The following is a 17313-nucleotide window of genomic DNA, read 5'->3' on the forward strand; positions in this document are numbered from 1 at the left end:
TGGAGGGAGCCGGTGATGCGGGCGCCGGCCAGGGGCTGGGTGGCGGCGTATTCACGGCGGATCGCCATCAGGCCCGGCATCTCGTGCTCGGCGAGCGTGATCTCCTTACGGCCGAACTCCGCCAGACCGATGTCGGCAACCTTGAAGTCGGTGAACTCAGCGTTCGGCTGAGAGGACATGCTCGGCGCTCCTAATGCTGTGGCTGCTGTGGCTGCTGTGGCTGTTGTGGCCGCTATGGGTGCTGAGGGCGTTCTGGATGTTCTGGTGGATCTCGAGGGTCGCGAGGGACTTGTTGAGCGTGATGTAGTGCAGGCCCGGCGCTCCCTCGGCGAGGAGTCGCTCGGCCATGAGGGTGGCGTGCTCCACGCCGATGCGGTGTCCGTCGAGCGGGTTGTCACGGGCCGCTTCCAGGCGGTGGGCCAGGTCCTCGGGGAAGGTGGCGCCGCTGAGTTCGGCGAACCGGCTGATCTGCCGTACGTCGGTGGCGGGCATGATCTCCGGGATGATCGGGGTGTCGCAGCCGGCCACGTCCACCCGGTCGCGCAGCCGCAGATAGTCCTCCGGGTCGAAGAACATCTGCGTGATGGCGTAGTCCGCGCCCGCCCGGCACTTCGCGATGAAGTGCCTGATGTCGCTCTCCCAGTCGGGGGAGCGGGGATGGCGTTCGGGAAAGGCCGCGACGCCGATGCCGAAGTCGCCCAACCCGCGCACCAAGGAAACCAGTTCGTGGGCGTGGGTGAAGCCCTCCGGGTGCCGGATCCAGGGGGCGTTCGGGTCGCCCGGCGGGTCGCCGCGCAGGGCGAGCACGTCGCGGACGCCCGCGTCCGCGTACTGGCCGATGATGTGGCGCAGCTCGGCGACCGAGTGGCCGACGGCCGTCAGATGGGCGACGGGGCGCAGGGTGGTCTCGGTCGCGATGCGCTTGGTCACCTCGACCGTACGGTCCCTGGAGGAGCCGCCCGCGCCGTACGTCACGGACACGAACGTCGGCGACAGCGCCTCGATCCGCCGGATGGCGTCCCACAGGGTCTGCTCGCCCTTGTCCGTCTTCGGCGGGAAGAACTCGAAGGAGAAGGAACGGGTTCCGCTCGCGAGGACGTCGCGCACGGTGGTCATCGGCGGCCTCCGGCGTTGAAGTAGTTGGCCTCGGGGTGGTGGACGACGAAGGCGTCCGTGGACTGCTCGGGGTGGAGCTGGTACTCCTCCGACAGCACGACCCCGATCCGTTCGGGCCTGAGGAGTGCGGCGATCTTGGCGCGGTCCTCCAGGTCGGGGCAGGCGGGGTAGCCCAGGGAGTAGCGGCAGCCCTGGTACTCGGTGCGGAGCATGCCCTCGATGCCGGTCGGCTCCGAGGCTCCGGCGATGCCCCACTCGGCGCGGACCCGGCCGTGCCAGTACTCCGCCAGCGCCTCCGCCAACTGCACGGAAAGTCCGTGCAGTTCGAGGTAGTCGCGGTAGGAGTCCGACTCGAAGAGGCGGGCGGTGGCCTCGCCGACCCGGGAGCCCACGGTGACCATCTGGAGGGCCAGGACATCGGTCTCGCCGGACTCTTCCGGGCGGAAGAAGTCGGCCAGGCAGAGGCGGCGGCCCCGCTCCTGGCGGGGGAAGGTGAAGCGGGTCCGCTCGCCTCCGTCCTCGTCCAGGACGATCAGGTCGTCGCCCTTGGACACACAGGGGAAGTAGCCGTACACCACGGCCGCTTCGAGGAGGTGGTCCGTCTGGAGCCGGTCCAGCCAGCCCCTCAGACGCGGCCGGCCCTCCGACTCGATGGTCGCCTTGTCCTTCAGACCCCACTGGCCCTTGAACAGCGCACTCTCGTCGAGCCAGGACGCGTACTCGGCGAGCTGGATGCCCTTGACGACCCTCGTCCCGAGGAACGGCGGCTCGGGAACGGGATTGTCCACGGCCACGTCGCTGCGGCCGGCCGGCTCCGGCTCCCGCACTTCCAGGACCGGCGTCTCCCGCTTCGGCACCCGCCGCTGCTTGAGCTCGGGCAGGGTGGCGCCGGGGACGCCGCGCTTGACGGCGATGAGGGCGTCCATCAGGCGCAGGCCCTCGAAGGCGTCGCGGGCGTAGCGGACCTCACCCTGGTAGATCTCGTGCAGGTCCTGCTCGACGTAGGCGCGGGTGAGGGCGGCGCCGCCGAGGATCACCGGGTACTTCTCCGCAAGGCCCCGGCCGTTCAGCTCCTCCAGGTTCTCCTTCATGATCACCGTCGACTTCACCAACAGTCCCGACATGCCGATCACATCGGCCCGGTGCTCCTCGGCGGCCTCCAGGATCGCCGAGACGGGCTGCTTGATTCCGATGTTGACCACGTTGTAGCCGTTGTTGGAGAGGATGATGTCGACCAGGTTCTTGCCGATGTCGTGGACGTCACCGCGGACGGTGGCGAGGACGATGGTGCCCTTGCCGTCGGCGTCGGTCTTCTCCATGTGGGGTTCGAGGTAGGCGACGGCCGTCTTCATGACCTCGGCCGACTGGAGGACGAACGGCAGCTGCATCTGGCCCGACCCGAACAGCTCGCCGACGACCTTCATGCCCTCAAGGAGGGTGTCATTGACGATCTCCAGGGCCGGACGCTCCACGAGAGCTGCGTCCAGATCTGCTTCCAGGCCGTTCTTCTCGCCGTCGATGATGCGGCGCTGCAGGCGCTCGTCCAGGGGCAGGGCGAGGAGTTCCTCGGCCTTGCCGGCCTTCATCGACTTGGTGGAGACGCCTTCGAACAGGGCCATCAGCTTCTGCAGCGGGTCGTAGCCCTCGGCCCGGCGGTCGTAGATCAGGTCCAGCGCCGTCTGTACCTGTTCCTCGTCGAACCGCGCGATCGGCAGGATCTTCGACGCGTGCACGATCGCCGAGTCCAGGCCCGCCTTCACGCACTCGTCCAGGAAGACGGAGTTCAGCAGGACACGGGCGGCCGGGTTGAGGCCGAAGGAGATGTTCGACAGACCCAGCGTGGTCTGCACGTCCGGATGGCGCCGCTTCAGCTCACGGATCGCCTCGATCGTGGCGATGCCGTCCTTCCGCGACTCCTCCTGCCCGGTGCAGATCGTGAAGGTGAGGGTGTCGATGAGGATGTCGGACTCGCGGATGCCCCAGTTGCCGGTCAGGTCCGCGATCAGCCGCTCGGCGATGGCGACCTTCGTCTCGACGGTACGGGCCTGGCCCTCCTCGTCGATCGTCAGCGCGATCAGCGCGGCCCCGTGCTCCTGGGCGAGGCGGGTGACCTTGGCGAAGCGGGACTCGGGCCCGTCGCCGTCCTCGTAGTTGACCGAGTTGATGACCGCCCGGCCGCCCAGCTTCTCCAGACCCGCCCGGATGACCTCCACCTCGGTCGAGTCCAGCACGATCGGCAGGGTCGAGGCGGTGGCGAAGCGGCCGGCGAGCTCCTCCATGTCGGCGACGCCGTCACGGCCGACGTAGTCGACGCACAGGTCGAGCATGTGCGCGCCCTCGCGGATCTGGTCCCGGGCCATCTCCACACAGTCGTCCCAGCGGCCCTCCAGCATCGCCTCACGGAACTTCTTCGACCCGTTCGCGTTCGTCCGCTCGCCGATCGCCATGTAGGCGGTGTCCTGCCGGAACGGCACCGTCTGGTACAGCGACGCGGCACCCGGCTCCGGACGCGGCTCACGCACCGGCGGGACCAGCCCGCGCACCCGCTCCACGACCTGCCGCAGATGCTCCGGCGTCGTACCGCAACAACCGCCCACCAGTGACAGTCCGTAGTCCCGTACGAACGCCTCCTGGGCGTCCGCGAGCTCGGCCGGGGACAGTGGGTAGTGGGCGCCGTCGGAGGTCAGCACGGGCAGGCCCGCGTTCGGCATGACGGACAGCGGGATGCGCGAGTGCTGTGCCAGATAGCGCAGGTGCTCGCTCATCTCGGCCGGGCCGGTCGCGCAGTTCAGGCCGATCATGTCGATGCCCAGCGGCTCCAGGGCGGTCAGCGCCGCCCCGATCTCCGAGCCGAGCAGCATCGTGCCGGTCGTCTCCACGGTCACGGAGCAGATCAGCGGAACGTCGACGCCCAGGGCGTCCATCGCCCGGCGGGCGCCGATGATCGACGACTTGGTCTGGAGGAGGTCCTGGGTGGTCTCGACGAGGAGGGCGTCGGCGCCGCCTGAGAGGAGGCCCTCGGCGTTCTGCTGGTAGGCGTCGCGCAGTGCGGTGTAGTCGACGTGGCCGAGGGTCGGCAGCTTGGTGCCCGGGCCCATGGAGCCCAGCACCCAGCGCTGCTGCCCGGTGTCGCGCGTGAACTCGTCGGCGACCTCGCGGGCGATCCGCGCGCCCGCCTCCGACAGCTCGAAGACCCGCTCCGGGATGTCGTACTCGCCGAGCGCGGCCAGGTTGGCGCCGAAGGTGTTGGTCTCCACGCAGTCCACACCGGCGGAGAAGTACTCCTGGTGCACGGAGCGGACGATGTCCGGCCGGGTGACGTTGAGGATCTCGTTGCAGCCTTCCAGCTGCTGGAAGTCGTCCAGGGAAGGGTCCTGCGCCTGGAGCATCGTGCCCATGGCGCCGTCGGCCACCACGACACGGGTGGCGAGTGCCTCGCGGAGCTCGGTCATGAGGTGCCGTCCAGGGGATCCGGGGATTCCGGGGACTCGAGGGGGTCCCGGGATTCGAGGTGTTCCGGGGATTCGAGGTGGGCCAGGGCCGGGGCGAGCTCGGCGGCCGCGGTGGGGCCGTAGGCGCGCTCGGCGGTGGTCAGGAGGTGCCGGCGGTCGAGGCGGTAGGCCTGCGAGCCGACCGTGGACAGGGCCGCCGACGCCACCACGCAGCCCAGCCGGGCGGCGGCGGGCAGCGGCAGTCCGTGGCTGAGGGCGGCGAGGAAGCCGGCCCGGAAGGCGTCGCCCACCCCGGTGGGATCGCTGATCGTGGAGTCCGGCACGGCGCCGACGAGGAGCGGGTCCGCGCCGGCCCGCTCGACGCGCACGCCGTCGCCGCCCAGGGTGGTCACCCAGGCGCCGACCCGGGCGAGGACGTCGTCGCGGTCCCAGCCGGTGCGTTCGAGGAGCAGGGCGGCCTCGTACTCGTTGGTGAACAGCCAGCGGGCGCCGTCCACCAGGTCGCGCACCTGTGGGCCGTCGAGGCGGGCGAGCTGCTGGGAGGGGTCGGCGGCGAAGGCCAGTCCGAGGTCGCGGCAGTCGCGGGTGTGGCGGAGCATCGCCTCCGGGTCGTTCGGGCCGACCAGGACGAGGTCGGGGCGCGGGCGCCCGTAGAGGGCGTGCGCCAGGTCGATGTCGCGCGCTTCCTGCATGGCGCCGGCGTAGAACGCGGCGATCTGGTTGGCGTCCTCGTCGGTGATGCACATGAAGCGGGCGGTGCCGCGCTCGGCGGAGACGTGGACGGCGCCGGTGTCGACGCCGTGCTCCTTGAGCCAGACCTCGTACTCGGCGAAGTCGGCGCCCACGGCCCCGACGAGCAGCGGGTCGAGTCCGAGGCGGCCGAGGCCGAAGGAGATGTTGGCGGCGACCCCGCCGCGCCGCACCTCCAGCGCGTCGACCAGGAAGGACAGGGAGACATGGGCGAGTTGGTCGGGGATGAGCTGGTCCGCGAACCGCCCTGGGAAGACCATCAGATGGTCCGTGGCAATGGATCCTGTCACCGCGATACGCACATGAACTCCTGAACTCCTGTGCTCCTGAGGAGGGGCGGCCGGCACCGGTCGGGCGCCGTCGGCCGGCGGTGCCGGCCACCCCGGGGGATCTCTCGGGTGGGATGCGGGCGGTGGGCGTCAGACGCCCGCGGCGGCCTTGAGCGCCTCGGCCCGGTCGGTGCGCTCCCAGGTGAAGTCGGGCAGTTCGCGCCCGAAGTGGCCGTAGGCGGCGGTGGCGGCGTAGATGGGCCGCTTGAGGTCGAGGTCCCGGATGATCGCGGCCGGGCGGAGGTCGAAGACCTGGGCGATGGCCTGCTCGATCCGCTCCTGGGAGACGGTCCCGGTGCCGAAGGTCTCGACGAAGAGGCCGACCGGCTCGGCCTTGCCGATGGCGTACGCGACCTGCACCTCGCAGCGCCGGGCGAGACCGGCGGCGACGACGTTCTTGGCGACCCAGCGCATGGCGTAGGCGGCCGAGCGGTCGACCTTGGACGGGTCCTTGCCGGAGAAGGCACCGCCGCCGTGGCGGGCGTAACCGCCGTACGTGTCGATGATGATCTTGCGGCCGGTGAGGCCGGCGTCACCCATCGGGCCGCCGATCTCGAAGCGGCCGGTCGGGTTCACGAGCAGGCGGTAGCCCTCGGTCTCCAGCTTGATGCCGTCCTCGGCGAGCTGGGCGAGGACGTGCTCGACCACGTGCTCGCGGACGTCCGGGACGAGCAGACCGTCGAGGTCGATGCCCGAGGCGTGCTGGGAGGAGACGACGACGGTGTCCAGGCGGACCGGGTGGCTGCCCAGGTACTCGATGGTGACCTGGGTCTTGCCGTCGGGGCGCAGGTACGGGACGGTGCCGTTCTTGCGGACCTCGGTGAGGCGGCGGGAGAGCCGGTGGGCCAGCTCGATCGGCAGCGGCATCAGGGTGGGCGTCTCGTCGGTGGCGTAGCCGAACATGATGCCCTGGTCGCCGGCGCCCTGCGCGGCGAGCTCGTCGCCCGCGCCCTCGACGCGGGACTCGTAGGCGGTGTCGACGCCCTGCGCGATGTCCGGCGACTGGGCGCCGATGGACACGGAGACGCCGCAGGAGGCGCCGTCGAAGCCCTTCGCGGAGGAGTCGTAGCCGATCTCGAGGATCTTGTCGCGGACGAGGGTGGCGATGTCCGCGTACGCGGCCGTGGTGACCTCGCCGGCGACGTGGACCTGGCCGGTGGTGATCAGGGTCTCGACGGCGACGCGCGAGGCCGGGTCCTGGGCGAGCAGCGCGTCCAGGATGGTGTCGCTGATCTGGTCGGCGATCTTGTCGGGGTGGCCCTCGGTCACGGACTCCGAGGTGAACAGGCGGCGGGACATGTCTCTCCAGGAAGGCAGGAAGGCGGGAAGGTGGGTGGGTCGGCGGATCGGTGGGCCGATCGGTGGGTCGATCGATCCGCCGATCGATGGGCGGTGTGCGCGCGGCGCTGCGCGCGGGCGGAATCGGGCGGCCGGGCGACGGCCGGGCGGCGGATGACCGAGCGGCGGGTGGCCGGTCGGCCGGTGTCGCCGGTCGGCGCCGCGGCCAGGCCGCTGAGCCGGGCCGGGCCGCCGGGGCGGTCCGGGCCCGTTGCCGGGGCCGTGGGCCGGGCCGCTGAACGGGCCGTGGCCGCCCGACCGGTTGGTGGGGCGGCCGGGTCGGTGGGGCGACCGGGTGGGTCGGCGACGTGGCGGCGCCGGGACCGCAGCCGGGCGGCGGGCGACCAGTCGGTCGATTCCGCCCGTCGTTGCCGTGGCCGGGGCCGTGGGCCGGGCCGCTGAACGGGCCGTGGCCCGAGCGACCGGCCGGTGGGGCGACCAGGTCGCTCGGCGACGTGGCGGCGGCGACGCCGGGGCCGGCGAGGGCGTGCGGCCGGTCAGTCGGTGCCGCGGAAGATCCACGGGTCCGGGGACTCGTGCTCCTCGCCGGCGAGCAGCGCGGGCCGTACGACGGCGAGGGCGAGGACGAGGTCGTCCTCCGCCGGGACGTGGTGGCCGCAGGCCGGGGCCACGTGGTGGGCGCACGTCGGTACGACGACGGGGCCGGGTGCCGTTACGACCACGGGGCCGCGCGTCGGTGCGTGCCGGGGCTCGGCGGTCTCGCGGGTGTCTGGCGTCTCTAACGTGTCGATGCTCATCTCTCCCCGTCTCTCGGTGGCTTCGGTGTGCCGTGGCTCCGATCGGGGGTCACGGCACGGGGACCGGCGGGCTCACGGGCCGGGCGGCGGGCCGCCGGGCGGGTGCCGCGTCCCGGGCGAGCAGGCAGTCCTCCAGGAAGCCGAGGGCCTTGAGGTGGTAGGTGCGGGCCGCCCAGCCGAGGCTCAGGTTGTGCCCGGCGTCCGGCTGGTGGGCGATCACGGTCGTCGGGGCGGCCAGCGGTCGGCGCAGTTCGGCCAGGGCGTCCTCGTCGAACAGCCACCACTGCTCCTGCTCGGCGAAGGTGAAGCGGACCGGGACCCGTACCCGCCGGGCGATCCGCGGGTACATGATCGGCCACAACGGGCCCTCCCACGCCTCCAGTTCGGGCACCGGCGAGACCAGGTGCCGACCCTGCCGGAACGCGTCCGGCGGGTAGAGCCGCAGCGAGCCCCAGTGGCGGCGCCAGTCGCCGTGTCCGTGCTGCCCCGGGAGCTGGTCCGTACGGACGGCGAGGCGGCTGCCGAGGCCGGAGATGTCCAGGCCGAGGAGGTCGCGGCCGCGTTCCTCGGCGGCCGTGGCCAGGGCGAGCTTGCCGCCGTTGGAATGGGCCACCAGGAAGACGCCCGCGCCGGTGTCGTGGCCGGCGGCGAAGTCGGCGAGCCCGTCGTGCAGCGTCGCCGCCTGCTCCGCCAGGGTCTGGCCGCGCGGCAGCCACGGGGCCGAACTGCCGTAACCGGGTCGGTCGACGGCCAGGACCGTGTAGCCGAGGTCGGCGCCGAGGGCGAGCAGCGACAGGCCGGGGCGGGCCCGGCTGTCGAAGTAGCCCGCCCGCATGCCGCCCCCGTGCACCGCGACCACGACGGCCCTCGGCCGGCCGGAGCGCGGCTCGGCGATCAGCCCCGACAGGGGGATCCCCTTCGCGTCGAGGGTGATCTCGCGGGTGCCGGAGGCGGCGCCCGCCGCCTCCCCGTCCCGCTCCTCGCCCTCGCCCTCGGCCACGGCTCCGGCTACGGCGCCGGTCACGGTGCCGGCGGCGGTGGCGACAGCGGCGCGGGCGGCTGCCTCGGTGTGCAACAGCTCTGACATGGGATCAACAACTCCGGGCGGTAGGAGGTCTCCGGGGTCGCCGGGTGCCGCCCTCGTTTCGGGTGCCGCCCTCATTTCCTGACCGTGGCCAGGCACCGGGTGAGACGGCGGCGCACCAGGCGGCGTACCAGGTGGTGGACGGGAACGCCGGGTTCGCCGGGGTACGGCGGTGCCGGGCGGGCCCTGCTGCCCAGGGGCGCGCTCAGCGAGCTCGACACGCTCAGGGAGCTCGGCACGCTCAGGGAGCTCGGCACGCTCAGCGAGCCCGGCGCTCTCAGTGCGCTCGGTGCGCTCAGTGCGCTCGCGTCGGGCGACCGCATCAGCGGCGCGCGTCGTCGCGCCAGCTGCGCGGCGTGCCGGTGCGGGTGCGCCGTTCGAGCCGGCGCCAGCGCGCCGTGCGGCGGACCGGGGCGTGCTCCGGGGCCTCGGCCGCGTCCGGGGCGGCGTCGGCGAGGGCGGCCGTGCGGGCGAGCAGCACGGCGGTGAGCGCGGCGAGTTCGGTGGGGTCGGGGTTGCCCTTCTCGATGCGCAGGAAGGTCTCCGCGGCGTTGGTCGGCTCCATGGAAGGTGGCATGGGCGTCGTCTCCGTGGTCGTAGGAACGGATCGGGAAACGCAAACGCCGCGCGAGCTCGCCGGTCCGTGGCGGGGGATCCATCAGGACCGGCGAGCTCGCGCGGCGAGCTCGGGTGGTGCGGTGGTGCGGTGGTGCGGTGGTGCCGTTATGCGGTTATGAGGTCACGGCACGCCGGCGTGGTGTGCCGTGACGTTCCGTCGCGCCGGAGGTTCAGGCGGCCGTGGGGCCCAGCGTGCCGACGAAGCGGCCGGTGAACAGGTCCTGGCCCTTGTACTGGGAGACCATCTCGGCGGGGGCGACGAACGGGCCCTCCGGCGAGGGGAGCTGGCCGACGCCGCCGTTGGTGCCGAGCGGCAGGAGGATCATCGGGAAGCCCAGCGGCTGGTAGGTCTCCGTCGGCTCCTCGCCCTTGATCTGGGCGATGATGTTCTTGGCGACGACCTCGGCGTGCTGCATCGCGTAGCCGGCCATCTTGGCCTCGGCGACGTCGGTGATGTCGCCGACCGCGTAGACGTGGTCGTGGCCCTTGACGTTGAGCTTCTCGGTGACGGGGACCTGGCCCTGCGCGTTGAGGGCGGTGAGCTTGCCGTCGGCGAGGTACTCGTTGTTGGTCGTGGTGCCGTAGGCGCGGTACCAGACGTCGGCGGTGATCTCGTCGCCGGCGGTGGTGGTGACGGTGAAGGAACCCGCCTGGCCGGACTGGGTGCCCGGCTCCGCCGTCAGGCTCGTACCGAGGCGGACCTCGACGCCCAGCTCGCCGAGCTGCTTGTGCAGGTCCTCGACGACCTCGGGCTTGAAGCCGGGGAGCAGCTCGGTGGCCGGGTCGACGATGGTGACCTGCTTGTCCGGCCAGACCTCCTTGATCTCGCCGGCGAGCTCGAGGCCGACCGGGCCGGCGCCGAGGATCAGCACCTTGTCGGCCTGGAGCAGCTCCTTGTGCGAGGTGCGGAAGTCCTCCAGCGCCTCGGAGACGTTCGGGGCCGCCGGGTTGGCCGGGTAGGGGTAGTTGGAGCCGGTGGCCAGGACGACGTAGTCGGCCGCGACGTGCTCGCCGGAGGCGAGGGTGACGCCGGTGGGGTCGACCGACACGGCGCGGTCCTGGATGACCTTGCCCTGGGTGACCAGCGTCTTGAACGGGAAGAACATGTTGGGCGCCCACTCGGGCTGGGCGAGGGCGCGCAGCGATCCGGCCACGTTGGCGAAGGCGTCACGCGGGTCGATCAGGACGACCTCGGCCTCGTTCTCCAGGGCCTTGGCAACCGCGGCGCCCCCGTAGCCTCCGCCGACAACGGCGACCTTACGACTCATGATTCACGCTCCACAAACCAATGAAACTGCGACGGGTTCTGATGAATGACGCTAGTGGTTCGCACTACGAACCACAACACATAAGAAGTCCAAGAACTACAGATCTTTGTTAAGAAAGAGAAGTTCCTGCTACGAACTTTCGATATTCGCGTGCTACGCTGTGCGCGTGGCCAAGCGTGATGACGACGGCAGGATGGGGCTGGCGGCCGCACTGGTGCGGTCCTCGTTCCTGGTGAACGGTGTGTACGCCCAGGCGGGCCGTGAGCACGGCCTCACACCGCAGCAGGGCCAATTGTTGTGCGTATTGATGGCGCAGCCGTACGGAATGGGCGAACTCTGCTCGATGCTCGGCCTCGCCAAATCGAGCCTGACCGGTCTGGTGGACCGCACCGAGAACAACGGCCTCGTGCGGCGCGAGCCCGATCCGCGCGACAGCCGTGCGGTCCGGGTGGCGCTCACCTCACGGGGCGCCCGGCTCGCGGACCGGTTCTACACCGACGCCTGCCGGCGCATCGAGGAGCTGCCGGCCGGCCTCGCCCCGGGCGACCGGGACGTGCTCGCCGGACTGCTCGCCCGCGTCGTCCTGGACAACGACGGCCCCGTGGTCTTCGTGGAACCGGACCACGGGGCTGCCGCCGCCCGCGGCTGAAGGGCCGCACACCCCTCACGCCGCCCGCGTCCGGAGGCCCGCACGCCCCCGGATCGCCCGCTCTCATGCCGTAGCGCCCGCCCTCGTCCCGTACGCCCGCGAAAGGCCGTACGCCCGCGAGGGTTTACACCTCCCTCAGGCCGCGACCAGCCGCTGCGTGAACGCGAGCGCGGCCGGCTCGAACTGCAGGGCCGCGTGCGAGCCCGCCGCGTGGACGTCCCGCCAGATCCGCTGCATCGGGTGCGCCGCCGCCTGCCCGCGCGTCCCGGTCACCCGGAACAGCCGGTCCACCGCGCCGACCAGGATCTCCACCGCGAGCGTGGCGTCCCGGTGGCTGCGGACCGCCGCGCCGTCCTCGACGAGCCGGCCACGGTCCGCCGTCTCGGCGACCCGGGCGAGCAGCAGCGCCGCCGCGTCGATCTCGCCCGCCGCGCGGGTGTACGCGATCCGGGCCGAGTCACGGGCCGCCGCCCGCGCCCCGCTCGGCTGCTGCCCGAGGTGCTGCTCCACCAGGCGCAGGGCGGCGCGGGCCGCGCCGAGGATGGGCGCGGCGAAGGTGAGGCCGTTCACCGCGAAGAGCGGCGCCGCGTGCACGGCCGACCCGGTCTCCGCCGGCAGCACGCCCTGCCGCATGTCGTCCCAGACGAACGACCGGTACTCCGGCACGAACGCCCGCTCCACCAGCAGGGTGTGGCTGCCGGTGGCGCGCATGCCGAGCGTCGACCAGGACACCTCGTGCGTGAACGAGTCCTTCGGCACCGCGAACACCCGGATGGACCGGTCGCCCTCGCGCGGCGGCGCCGAGCTGAGCAGCGCCCAGTCGGCGAACTCCACCCCGCTGACGTAGAGCCACTTGCCCGACAGCTCCCAGCCGCCGTCCACCGGCTCCGCCGTGACGCCGGCCGCGACCATCGAGCTCACCAGCCGGGTGTCGGGGCCCTTGGCCCACACTTCCTGCCGTCCCTCGTCCGGCAGGAAGGCGCTGAACCGCCCGTTGTACGCCCACAGGGAGGCGAGCCAGGCGGCGGACGTGCAGCCCTCGCCGATCGCGGCGACGGCCCGCGTCACCGCCTCGAAGGTCGCGGTGGTGGCGGGGGAGCCGTCCTGCCGGACCGGCGAGAAGGCGGCGGCGAAGCCCGCCGCGCCCAGCGCCTCCACGGTGCCGTCGGCGAGCCGCCCGGCGGTGTCCGCGTCCGCCGCGCCCTGTCCGGCCGTGCCGGCCGCCGCCTCCAGCGCCTCGGCCTCGTGCCATGCGGCCCGATCCTGCTCGGCGTTCACACGCGCTCCCTGATGTACTCGATCTCGCTGAAGTAGAGCTCGACGGTGACGCCGTCGAGGTCGTCGATCGCCGACGGCTCCTTCGGCCGGGCGAGGAAGGCGCGGAAGCTCTCCTCGTCCTCCCACTGGGCGAGCTTGACGACGTGCTCGCCGTCCAGGCCGCGGTGCACGGCGTGCGACACGTAGCCGGCGGTGGTCGCCAGCTCCGGCGGGTCGTACGTCATCTCCTTGAGCACCTCGGTCTGGTCCTTGGGCGCCGACCTGACCACGATCACCACGGTGAACAGCGGCCGGTCGAGGGAGATCCGGGGCTCGGGGTGCCAGGTGTGGACGACCTCGCAGGGGATGTTGTCCAGGCGGGAGACGTTCAGGGCGCTGCCCAGCCGGCCCTGGGTGGCGCGCTCGCTCATGAAGGCGTCGTACGCCTCCTTGCTCTCCCACTGCGCGTAGTTGACCACCGACCGGCCGTCCAGGCCCCGGTGGAAGTTGCCCGAGATCAGGCCGGGCTGGACGTTCGCCGGCGGCAGGCTCCGCCACTGGTCGAACAGCACCTTCTGCCCGTCGGGGCCGTCGGTGTGAAAGATGTTGAACAGCGTGAAGTAGCCGTCCTCCACCCTGATGGAACTCATGGCGTCTCCCTGGTCTCAGGCGGCGTACGGGCGCGTGGTGCGGGCGTCCTTGAGGGCGGACGCCCACCACTGGAGCTTCTCGAGCATGACCTTGGCGGGGACGGCGGCGTCGGGCGCGCGCAGCACGCCGTCCTCGCCGATGTGCTGCCACACGCCGTGGAAGCTGACCGTGTCCCGGATCGTGGCGGCGTGCAGCTCCGCGAACACCAGGCGCAGCTGCTCGACGGCCCGCAGCCCGCCGGACAGTCCGCCGTAGGAGACGAAGGCGACCGGCTTGGCCTGCCACTCGGCGCGGTGCCAGTCGATCAGGTTCTTCATCGGGGCGGTGAAGCTGTGGTTGTACTCGGGGGTGATCACGACGAACGCGTCCGCCGAGCCGAGGCGCTCGGCGACGGAGGCGAGCAGTTCGGCCGACTCGGTGTCGCCGGGTTCCTGCGTCAGCGACAGCGGCAGTTCCACGTCGGCCAGGTCGAGGACGTCGACGTCGTACATCGCGCAGGACTCGGCCTCCTCGACGAACCAGCGCGCGACGGCCGGACCGGTGCGGCCCACGCGGGACGAACCGATGATCACGGCAAGGCGCAGTGTTTCCTCGGACATGTTTTTCCTTCCTGTGAGCCGGAACCAGACACGGCGAGGGGTACGGGGGCACGGGTGCGGGGCGCGAGGGGCCGCGCCCCGCACCCGTGGGGACGGTCGTCGTCAGGGACGACGGCCGCCGTGACGGATCGCCTGCATCTGGGCCACCCACACGTCGGCGTCGTCGGCCCGCTGGCGGAAGGAGTCGGCCGAGCCCTGGTGCGTGAAGACGTGGATCCGGTTCTCCTCGATGGCCTCGATGGCGGCCTTGGCCACCTGCTCGGGCTCGAGGACCTCGGAGACCTCCTTCAGCTTCGCCAGCTGCTCGTTGCTGCTGACGCTGGCGGTCAGCATCGGGGTGTTGACCGCCTGCGGCATGAGGCACGAGACGCCGAGGCCGCGGTGGCCGTACTCGACGGCGAGGTACTCGGCGAACGCCACGGCCCCCATCTTCGCGACGGAGTACGGCGCCGCGCCGAACGCGGTGAGCACACCGCAGGCGGCGATCGTCTGCACCAGGTGGCCGCGGCCGGCCTCCAGCATCGCCGGGACCACGGCCCGGGCCGCCCACACGTGCGACATCATGTTGACGTCCAGGGCGCGCTTCCACTCCTCGTCGGAGGCGTCGAAGCTGCCCGTCACCGTCAGGCCCGCGTTGGACACGAAGATGTCGACGGAGCCGAAGTGCTCACGGCTGCGGTCGACCAGGGCGCGGATCGACGCCTCGTCGGCGACGTCCGCCTGCACCGCGAGCGCCTTGGCGCCGATGCCGGCGGCGACCCGCTCGGCGCCCGCGGCGTCGATGTCGGAGACCACGACTCCCTTGGCGCCGGCGGCGATCAGGGCTTCCGCGATGGCCTTGCCGATGCCGCTGGCGGCTCCGGTGACCACGGCGACACTGCCTTCGACCTTCATGTCACAGGCTCCCGAACGGGTTGGTGATCACGTAACGCCACTCGCCTCGGGCGTTCTTCTTCAGGACGTCGAGGCCGCGTCCGGTGCCGGTCATCTCGGGCTTCGAGGGCACCTCGATGCTCCAGTCGATGACGAGCGCGGCGGTGTCGCCGACGATGTAGCTCTCGGCGACCTTCGCCGACAGCTGCGGCTCCAGCTTGAGGAACTCGACGACGGCGGCGCGGTGTTCGGCGCCGCTGACGGCCTTGCCGGGCTCCCATACGGCCGCGGCGCCCGGCGCGTACACCGCCATGATCGCGTCGATGTCCCGGGCGGCGTAGGCGTCCAGGTACCGCTGGTTCATCTCGGCCGGGTCGGCCGGCTCCGGCTCGGCGCCGGGCACGGTGCCGGTCAGCGTCAGCTGCCGCACCTCCAGCTCCTTGGCCAGGTAGGCGTCACGGCCGGCCAGGAACTCCTTCATGTACGGCTGCGCGAGGTGGGCCGCCAGGTCCTTGCGGGTCGCCCAGATCTCGTAGAACACGAAGAGGTTCGGGTCCTGGGCGTCCTGGTTGATCCAACTTCCCAGACAGCCCTGCTCGGCGCGCGAGCGCTCGGCGAAGGAGACGAGCAGGGCGCCCAGTTCCTCCGCCTTCTCCGGCTTGGCGTGGGCGAAGCCCACCGCCGACTGGATCTCGTTCTGCATGGTGGGGGCTCCTCAGCCGAGAAGGGTGCCGCCGGTGGCGTCGACGAAGGAACCGGTCATCCAGCGGGCCTCGTCGGAGGCGACGAACGCGACGATGTCGGCGACCTCGTCCACCGTGCCGACCCGGTTGAAGGTCGAGAGGGCGGACATCTGCTTGAGCGCCTCGGGGTCCTGGAACACCGGGTCGCCGTTGTCGGTGACGCCCGGGGCGACGGTGTTGATGGTGATGTTGCGGGGCGCCAGGACCGGCGCCATGTGCAGGGTGATCTGCTCCAGGGCGCCCTTGCTCATGGCGTACGCGATCTGGATCGGGAACGCGGAGTGGGTGACGCCGGAGGAGACGTTGACGATGTGGCCGCCGTCCGGGATCACGTCCAGGGCCTTCTGGATGAGCAGGAAGGGCGCCTTGGCGTTGATGTTGTAGCAGTTGTCGAGGATGTCCTCGGTGACGGAGGCCGGGCCGGCGCCGGCGAAGCCGGTGGCGGCGGCGTTGTTCACCAGGATGTCGAGCCGGTCGGAGCCGGTGAGCTCGATCAGACCGGCCTTCGTGCCGTCGAGGAGCTGCTCGATGGCGCCCGGCTGGCCGAGGCTCGCCTGCACGGTGAACGCGCGGCCGCCGGCCTCCTCGATGAGCGCCACGGTCTCCTTCGCCGCGGTCTCGTTGCCGGAGTAGTTGACGGCGACGACGGCGCCGTCCTTCGCGAGGCGCAGCGCGATGGCGCGGCCGATGCCCCGGCTGGCGCCGGTGACGAGTGCCGTCTTGTTCTCGAGCCTGCTGCTCATGGGAAACCCTTCGGAAAAAGTGAGAGAGGAAGTCGGTGACGAGCGTGGGGGGCGGGGCCCGGTGGGGACGGGCCCCGGCCGGCCCGGCGACGAGGCCCGCGGGGCGGGCTGCCGGGCCGGCCGGAAGGTCCGGCCTAGCCGGCGTGCTTGGCGACGGCCTCGCGCACGGCCGGGGCGATCTGGCCGGCCCAGCGGCCGAGGGACGCGAGGTCGGGGGTGCCGCCGCGGGGCGAGAAGAGCATGAAGCCGGAGGCGCCGTGCTCGACGACCGCGCCGGTCAGTTCCTCGATCCACTGGTCGACGCTGCCGCCGATCCAGCGGCCGTCGCGGTCACGGGTCCTGGCCACCGGCCGGTCGGTGATCTGACCGGGGAAGTTGAAGATGGTGCGGACCTCGCGCGGGTCGCGGCCCACGGACCGGGCGGCCTCGTCGACGACCGGACGGGAGGCGCGGTAGCGCGGGCTGAGCCAGTCCGCCGCGTGGCCCGGGATCCAGCCGTCGGCCACCCGGCCGGTGGCGGCGAGTGACTTGGGGCCGACCGACCCGGTCCACACCGGGGGTGCCGGGACCGGAGCCGGGTCGATCTGCCGGACCTGGTAGTGGCGGCCCTGGAAGGTGACCGGCGGGCCGCCGCCGGACAGCTTCTTGACGAGGACGATCGCCTCCTCGAAGGCGTCCACCGCCTCGGCCGGGGTGAGCGGCTCGACGCCCATGTCGGCGATCCGCTCCCACAGCCCGCCGGCGCCCATGCCGAGCACGACCCGGCCGCCGGAGAGCGCGGACAGCGTGGTCACCGTCCGCGCCAGCATGGCGGGCGGCCGCGTCGGCAGGTTGCTGACGTTGGCGAAGCCGGCGAGGTGCTGGGTGCGGCCGATGACGAAGCCGACCGTGGCGTACGCGTCCAGGCGCTGCCCCACGTAGGGGTGGTCCGACAGGGAGAAGAGGTCCAGCCTCTCCCGGTCGGCGAGCTGGGCCATCTCGAGCAGCACGGGCGCCTCGCCGATGACGCTGTGCGCGCCGAAGCCGAAGACGACGTCGCGCGGGGACGGCGTGGACCGTGATGACGGAGTTGCCAAGGGGATGCC

The 17313-nt window shown here is 72.0% G+C and carries 17 protein-coding genes; 1 reads left to right on the plus strand and 16 read right to left on the minus strand.

Features of this window, described 5'->3' with window-relative positions; translation table 11 throughout:
- The 9 genes from ACFY7C_RS36865 to ACFY7C_RS36905 form a co-directional block, all read right to left on the minus strand.
- A partial coding sequence (locus ACFY7C_RS36865) for an adenosylhomocysteinase (RefSeq protein ID WP_389660175.1) occupies window positions 1-179 on the minus strand: 179 nt, incomplete at its 3' end.
- Entirely contained in the window at window positions 157-1116 is a 960-nt protein-coding gene (gene metF / locus ACFY7C_RS36870; RefSeq protein ID WP_389660087.1) for a methylenetetrahydrofolate reductase [NAD(P)H], read from the minus strand. The genes metF and ACFY7C_RS36865, both read right to left, overlap by 23 nt.
- Window positions 1113-4568, minus strand: coding sequence for a methionine synthase (gene metH, locus ACFY7C_RS36875; protein WP_389660090.1), 3456 nt, complete (start codon window positions 4566-4568; stop codon window positions 1113-1115). Before metH ends, metF begins: the two co-directional genes overlap by 4 nt.
- Window positions 4565-5620 carry a carbohydrate kinase family protein gene (locus ACFY7C_RS36880; RefSeq protein WP_389660093.1) on the minus strand — a complete coding sequence of 352 codons (1056 nt, stop codon included), beginning with the start codon at window positions 5618-5620 and terminating at the stop codon, window positions 4565-4567. The genes metH and ACFY7C_RS36880 overlap by 4 nt, the downstream gene beginning before the upstream one ends.
- Before the next feature lie 117 nt (window positions 5621-5737).
- Window positions 5738-6946 carry a methionine adenosyltransferase gene (metK, locus tag ACFY7C_RS36885; protein WP_389660096.1) on the minus strand — a complete coding sequence of 403 codons (1209 nt, stop codon included), beginning with the start codon at window positions 6944-6946 and terminating at the stop codon, window positions 5738-5740.
- Between the two features lie 536 nt (window positions 6947-7482).
- The gene (locus tag ACFY7C_RS36890; protein WP_389660099.1) at window positions 7483-7668 is read right to left on the minus strand and encodes a hypothetical protein; all 186 of its coding nucleotides are present in this window, start codon (window positions 7666-7668) and stop codon (window positions 7483-7485) included.
- Between the two features lie 124 nt (window positions 7669-7792).
- The gene (locus tag ACFY7C_RS36895) at window positions 7793-8830 is read right to left on the minus strand and encodes an alpha/beta hydrolase (RefSeq protein WP_389660102.1); all 1038 of its coding nucleotides are present in this window, start codon (window positions 8828-8830) and stop codon (window positions 7793-7795) included.
- 319 nt (window positions 8831-9149) lie between these two features.
- Window positions 9150-9404: an acyl-CoA carboxylase epsilon subunit gene (locus tag ACFY7C_RS36900; protein ID WP_389660105.1), complete on the minus strand. Its 255-nt coding sequence runs from the start codon at window positions 9402-9404 to the stop codon at window positions 9150-9152.
- Between the two features lie 211 nt (window positions 9405-9615).
- A complete protein-coding gene (locus ACFY7C_RS36905; RefSeq protein WP_389660108.1) occupies window positions 9616-10713 on the minus strand; it encodes an NAD(P)/FAD-dependent oxidoreductase in 1098 nt (365 codons plus the stop codon).
- A 193-nt stretch (window positions 10714-10906) separates the two neighbouring features.
- On the opposite strand from ACFY7C_RS36905, the gene ACFY7C_RS36910 reads away from it, so the two are divergent.
- On the plus strand, window positions 10907-11362 hold the full coding sequence (locus ACFY7C_RS36910; RefSeq protein WP_389660178.1) for a MarR family winged helix-turn-helix transcriptional regulator: 456 nt from the start codon (window positions 10907-10909) through the stop codon (window positions 11360-11362).
- 135 nt (window positions 11363-11497) lie between these two features.
- Here the strand turns inward: ACFY7C_RS36910 and ACFY7C_RS36915 are convergent, their stop codons facing one another.
- The 7 genes from ACFY7C_RS36915 to ACFY7C_RS36945 all read right to left on the minus strand — a co-directional run bounded on the left by ACFY7C_RS36915 (window position 11498) and on the right by ACFY7C_RS36945 (window position 17304).
- Window positions 11498-12640, minus strand: a complete 1143-nt coding sequence (locus tag ACFY7C_RS36915) for an acyl-CoA dehydrogenase family protein (RefSeq protein ID WP_389660111.1) — start codon at window positions 12638-12640, stop codon at window positions 11498-11500.
- Window positions 12637-13269, minus strand: a complete 633-nt coding sequence (locus tag ACFY7C_RS36920) for an antibiotic biosynthesis monooxygenase family protein (RefSeq protein WP_389660113.1) — start codon at window positions 13267-13269, stop codon at window positions 12637-12639. The genes ACFY7C_RS36915 and ACFY7C_RS36920 overlap by 4 nt, the downstream gene beginning before the upstream one ends.
- Window positions 13270-13284: 15 nt before the next feature.
- Complete coding sequence (locus ACFY7C_RS36925; protein ID WP_356701972.1) at window positions 13285-13869, minus strand: NAD(P)H-dependent oxidoreductase; 585 nt, start codon at window positions 13867-13869, stop codon at window positions 13285-13287.
- A gap of 102 nt (window positions 13870-13971) precedes the next feature.
- The gene (locus ACFY7C_RS36930) at window positions 13972-14763 is read right to left on the minus strand and encodes an SDR family oxidoreductase (RefSeq protein WP_389660116.1); all 792 of its coding nucleotides are present in this window, start codon (window positions 14761-14763) and stop codon (window positions 13972-13974) included.
- 1 nt (window position 14764) lies between these two features.
- Complete coding sequence (locus ACFY7C_RS36935; RefSeq protein WP_389660118.1) at window positions 14765-15445, minus strand: antibiotic biosynthesis monooxygenase; 681 nt, start codon at window positions 15443-15445, stop codon at window positions 14765-14767.
- Between the two features lie 12 nt (window positions 15446-15457).
- Complete coding sequence (locus ACFY7C_RS36940; RefSeq protein WP_389660121.1) at window positions 15458-16228, minus strand: SDR family NAD(P)-dependent oxidoreductase; 771 nt, start codon at window positions 16226-16228, stop codon at window positions 15458-15460.
- Between the two features lie 134 nt (window positions 16229-16362).
- A complete protein-coding gene (locus ACFY7C_RS36945; RefSeq protein ID WP_389660124.1) occupies window positions 16363-17304 on the minus strand; it encodes an LLM class flavin-dependent oxidoreductase in 942 nt (313 codons plus the stop codon).
- Between the last annotated feature and the right edge of the window lie 9 nt (window positions 17305-17313).

Source organism: Streptomyces sp. NPDC012769, from assembly GCF_042901205.1.
Classification (GTDB): Bacteria; Actinomycetota; Actinomycetes; order Streptomycetales; family Streptomycetaceae; genus Streptomyces.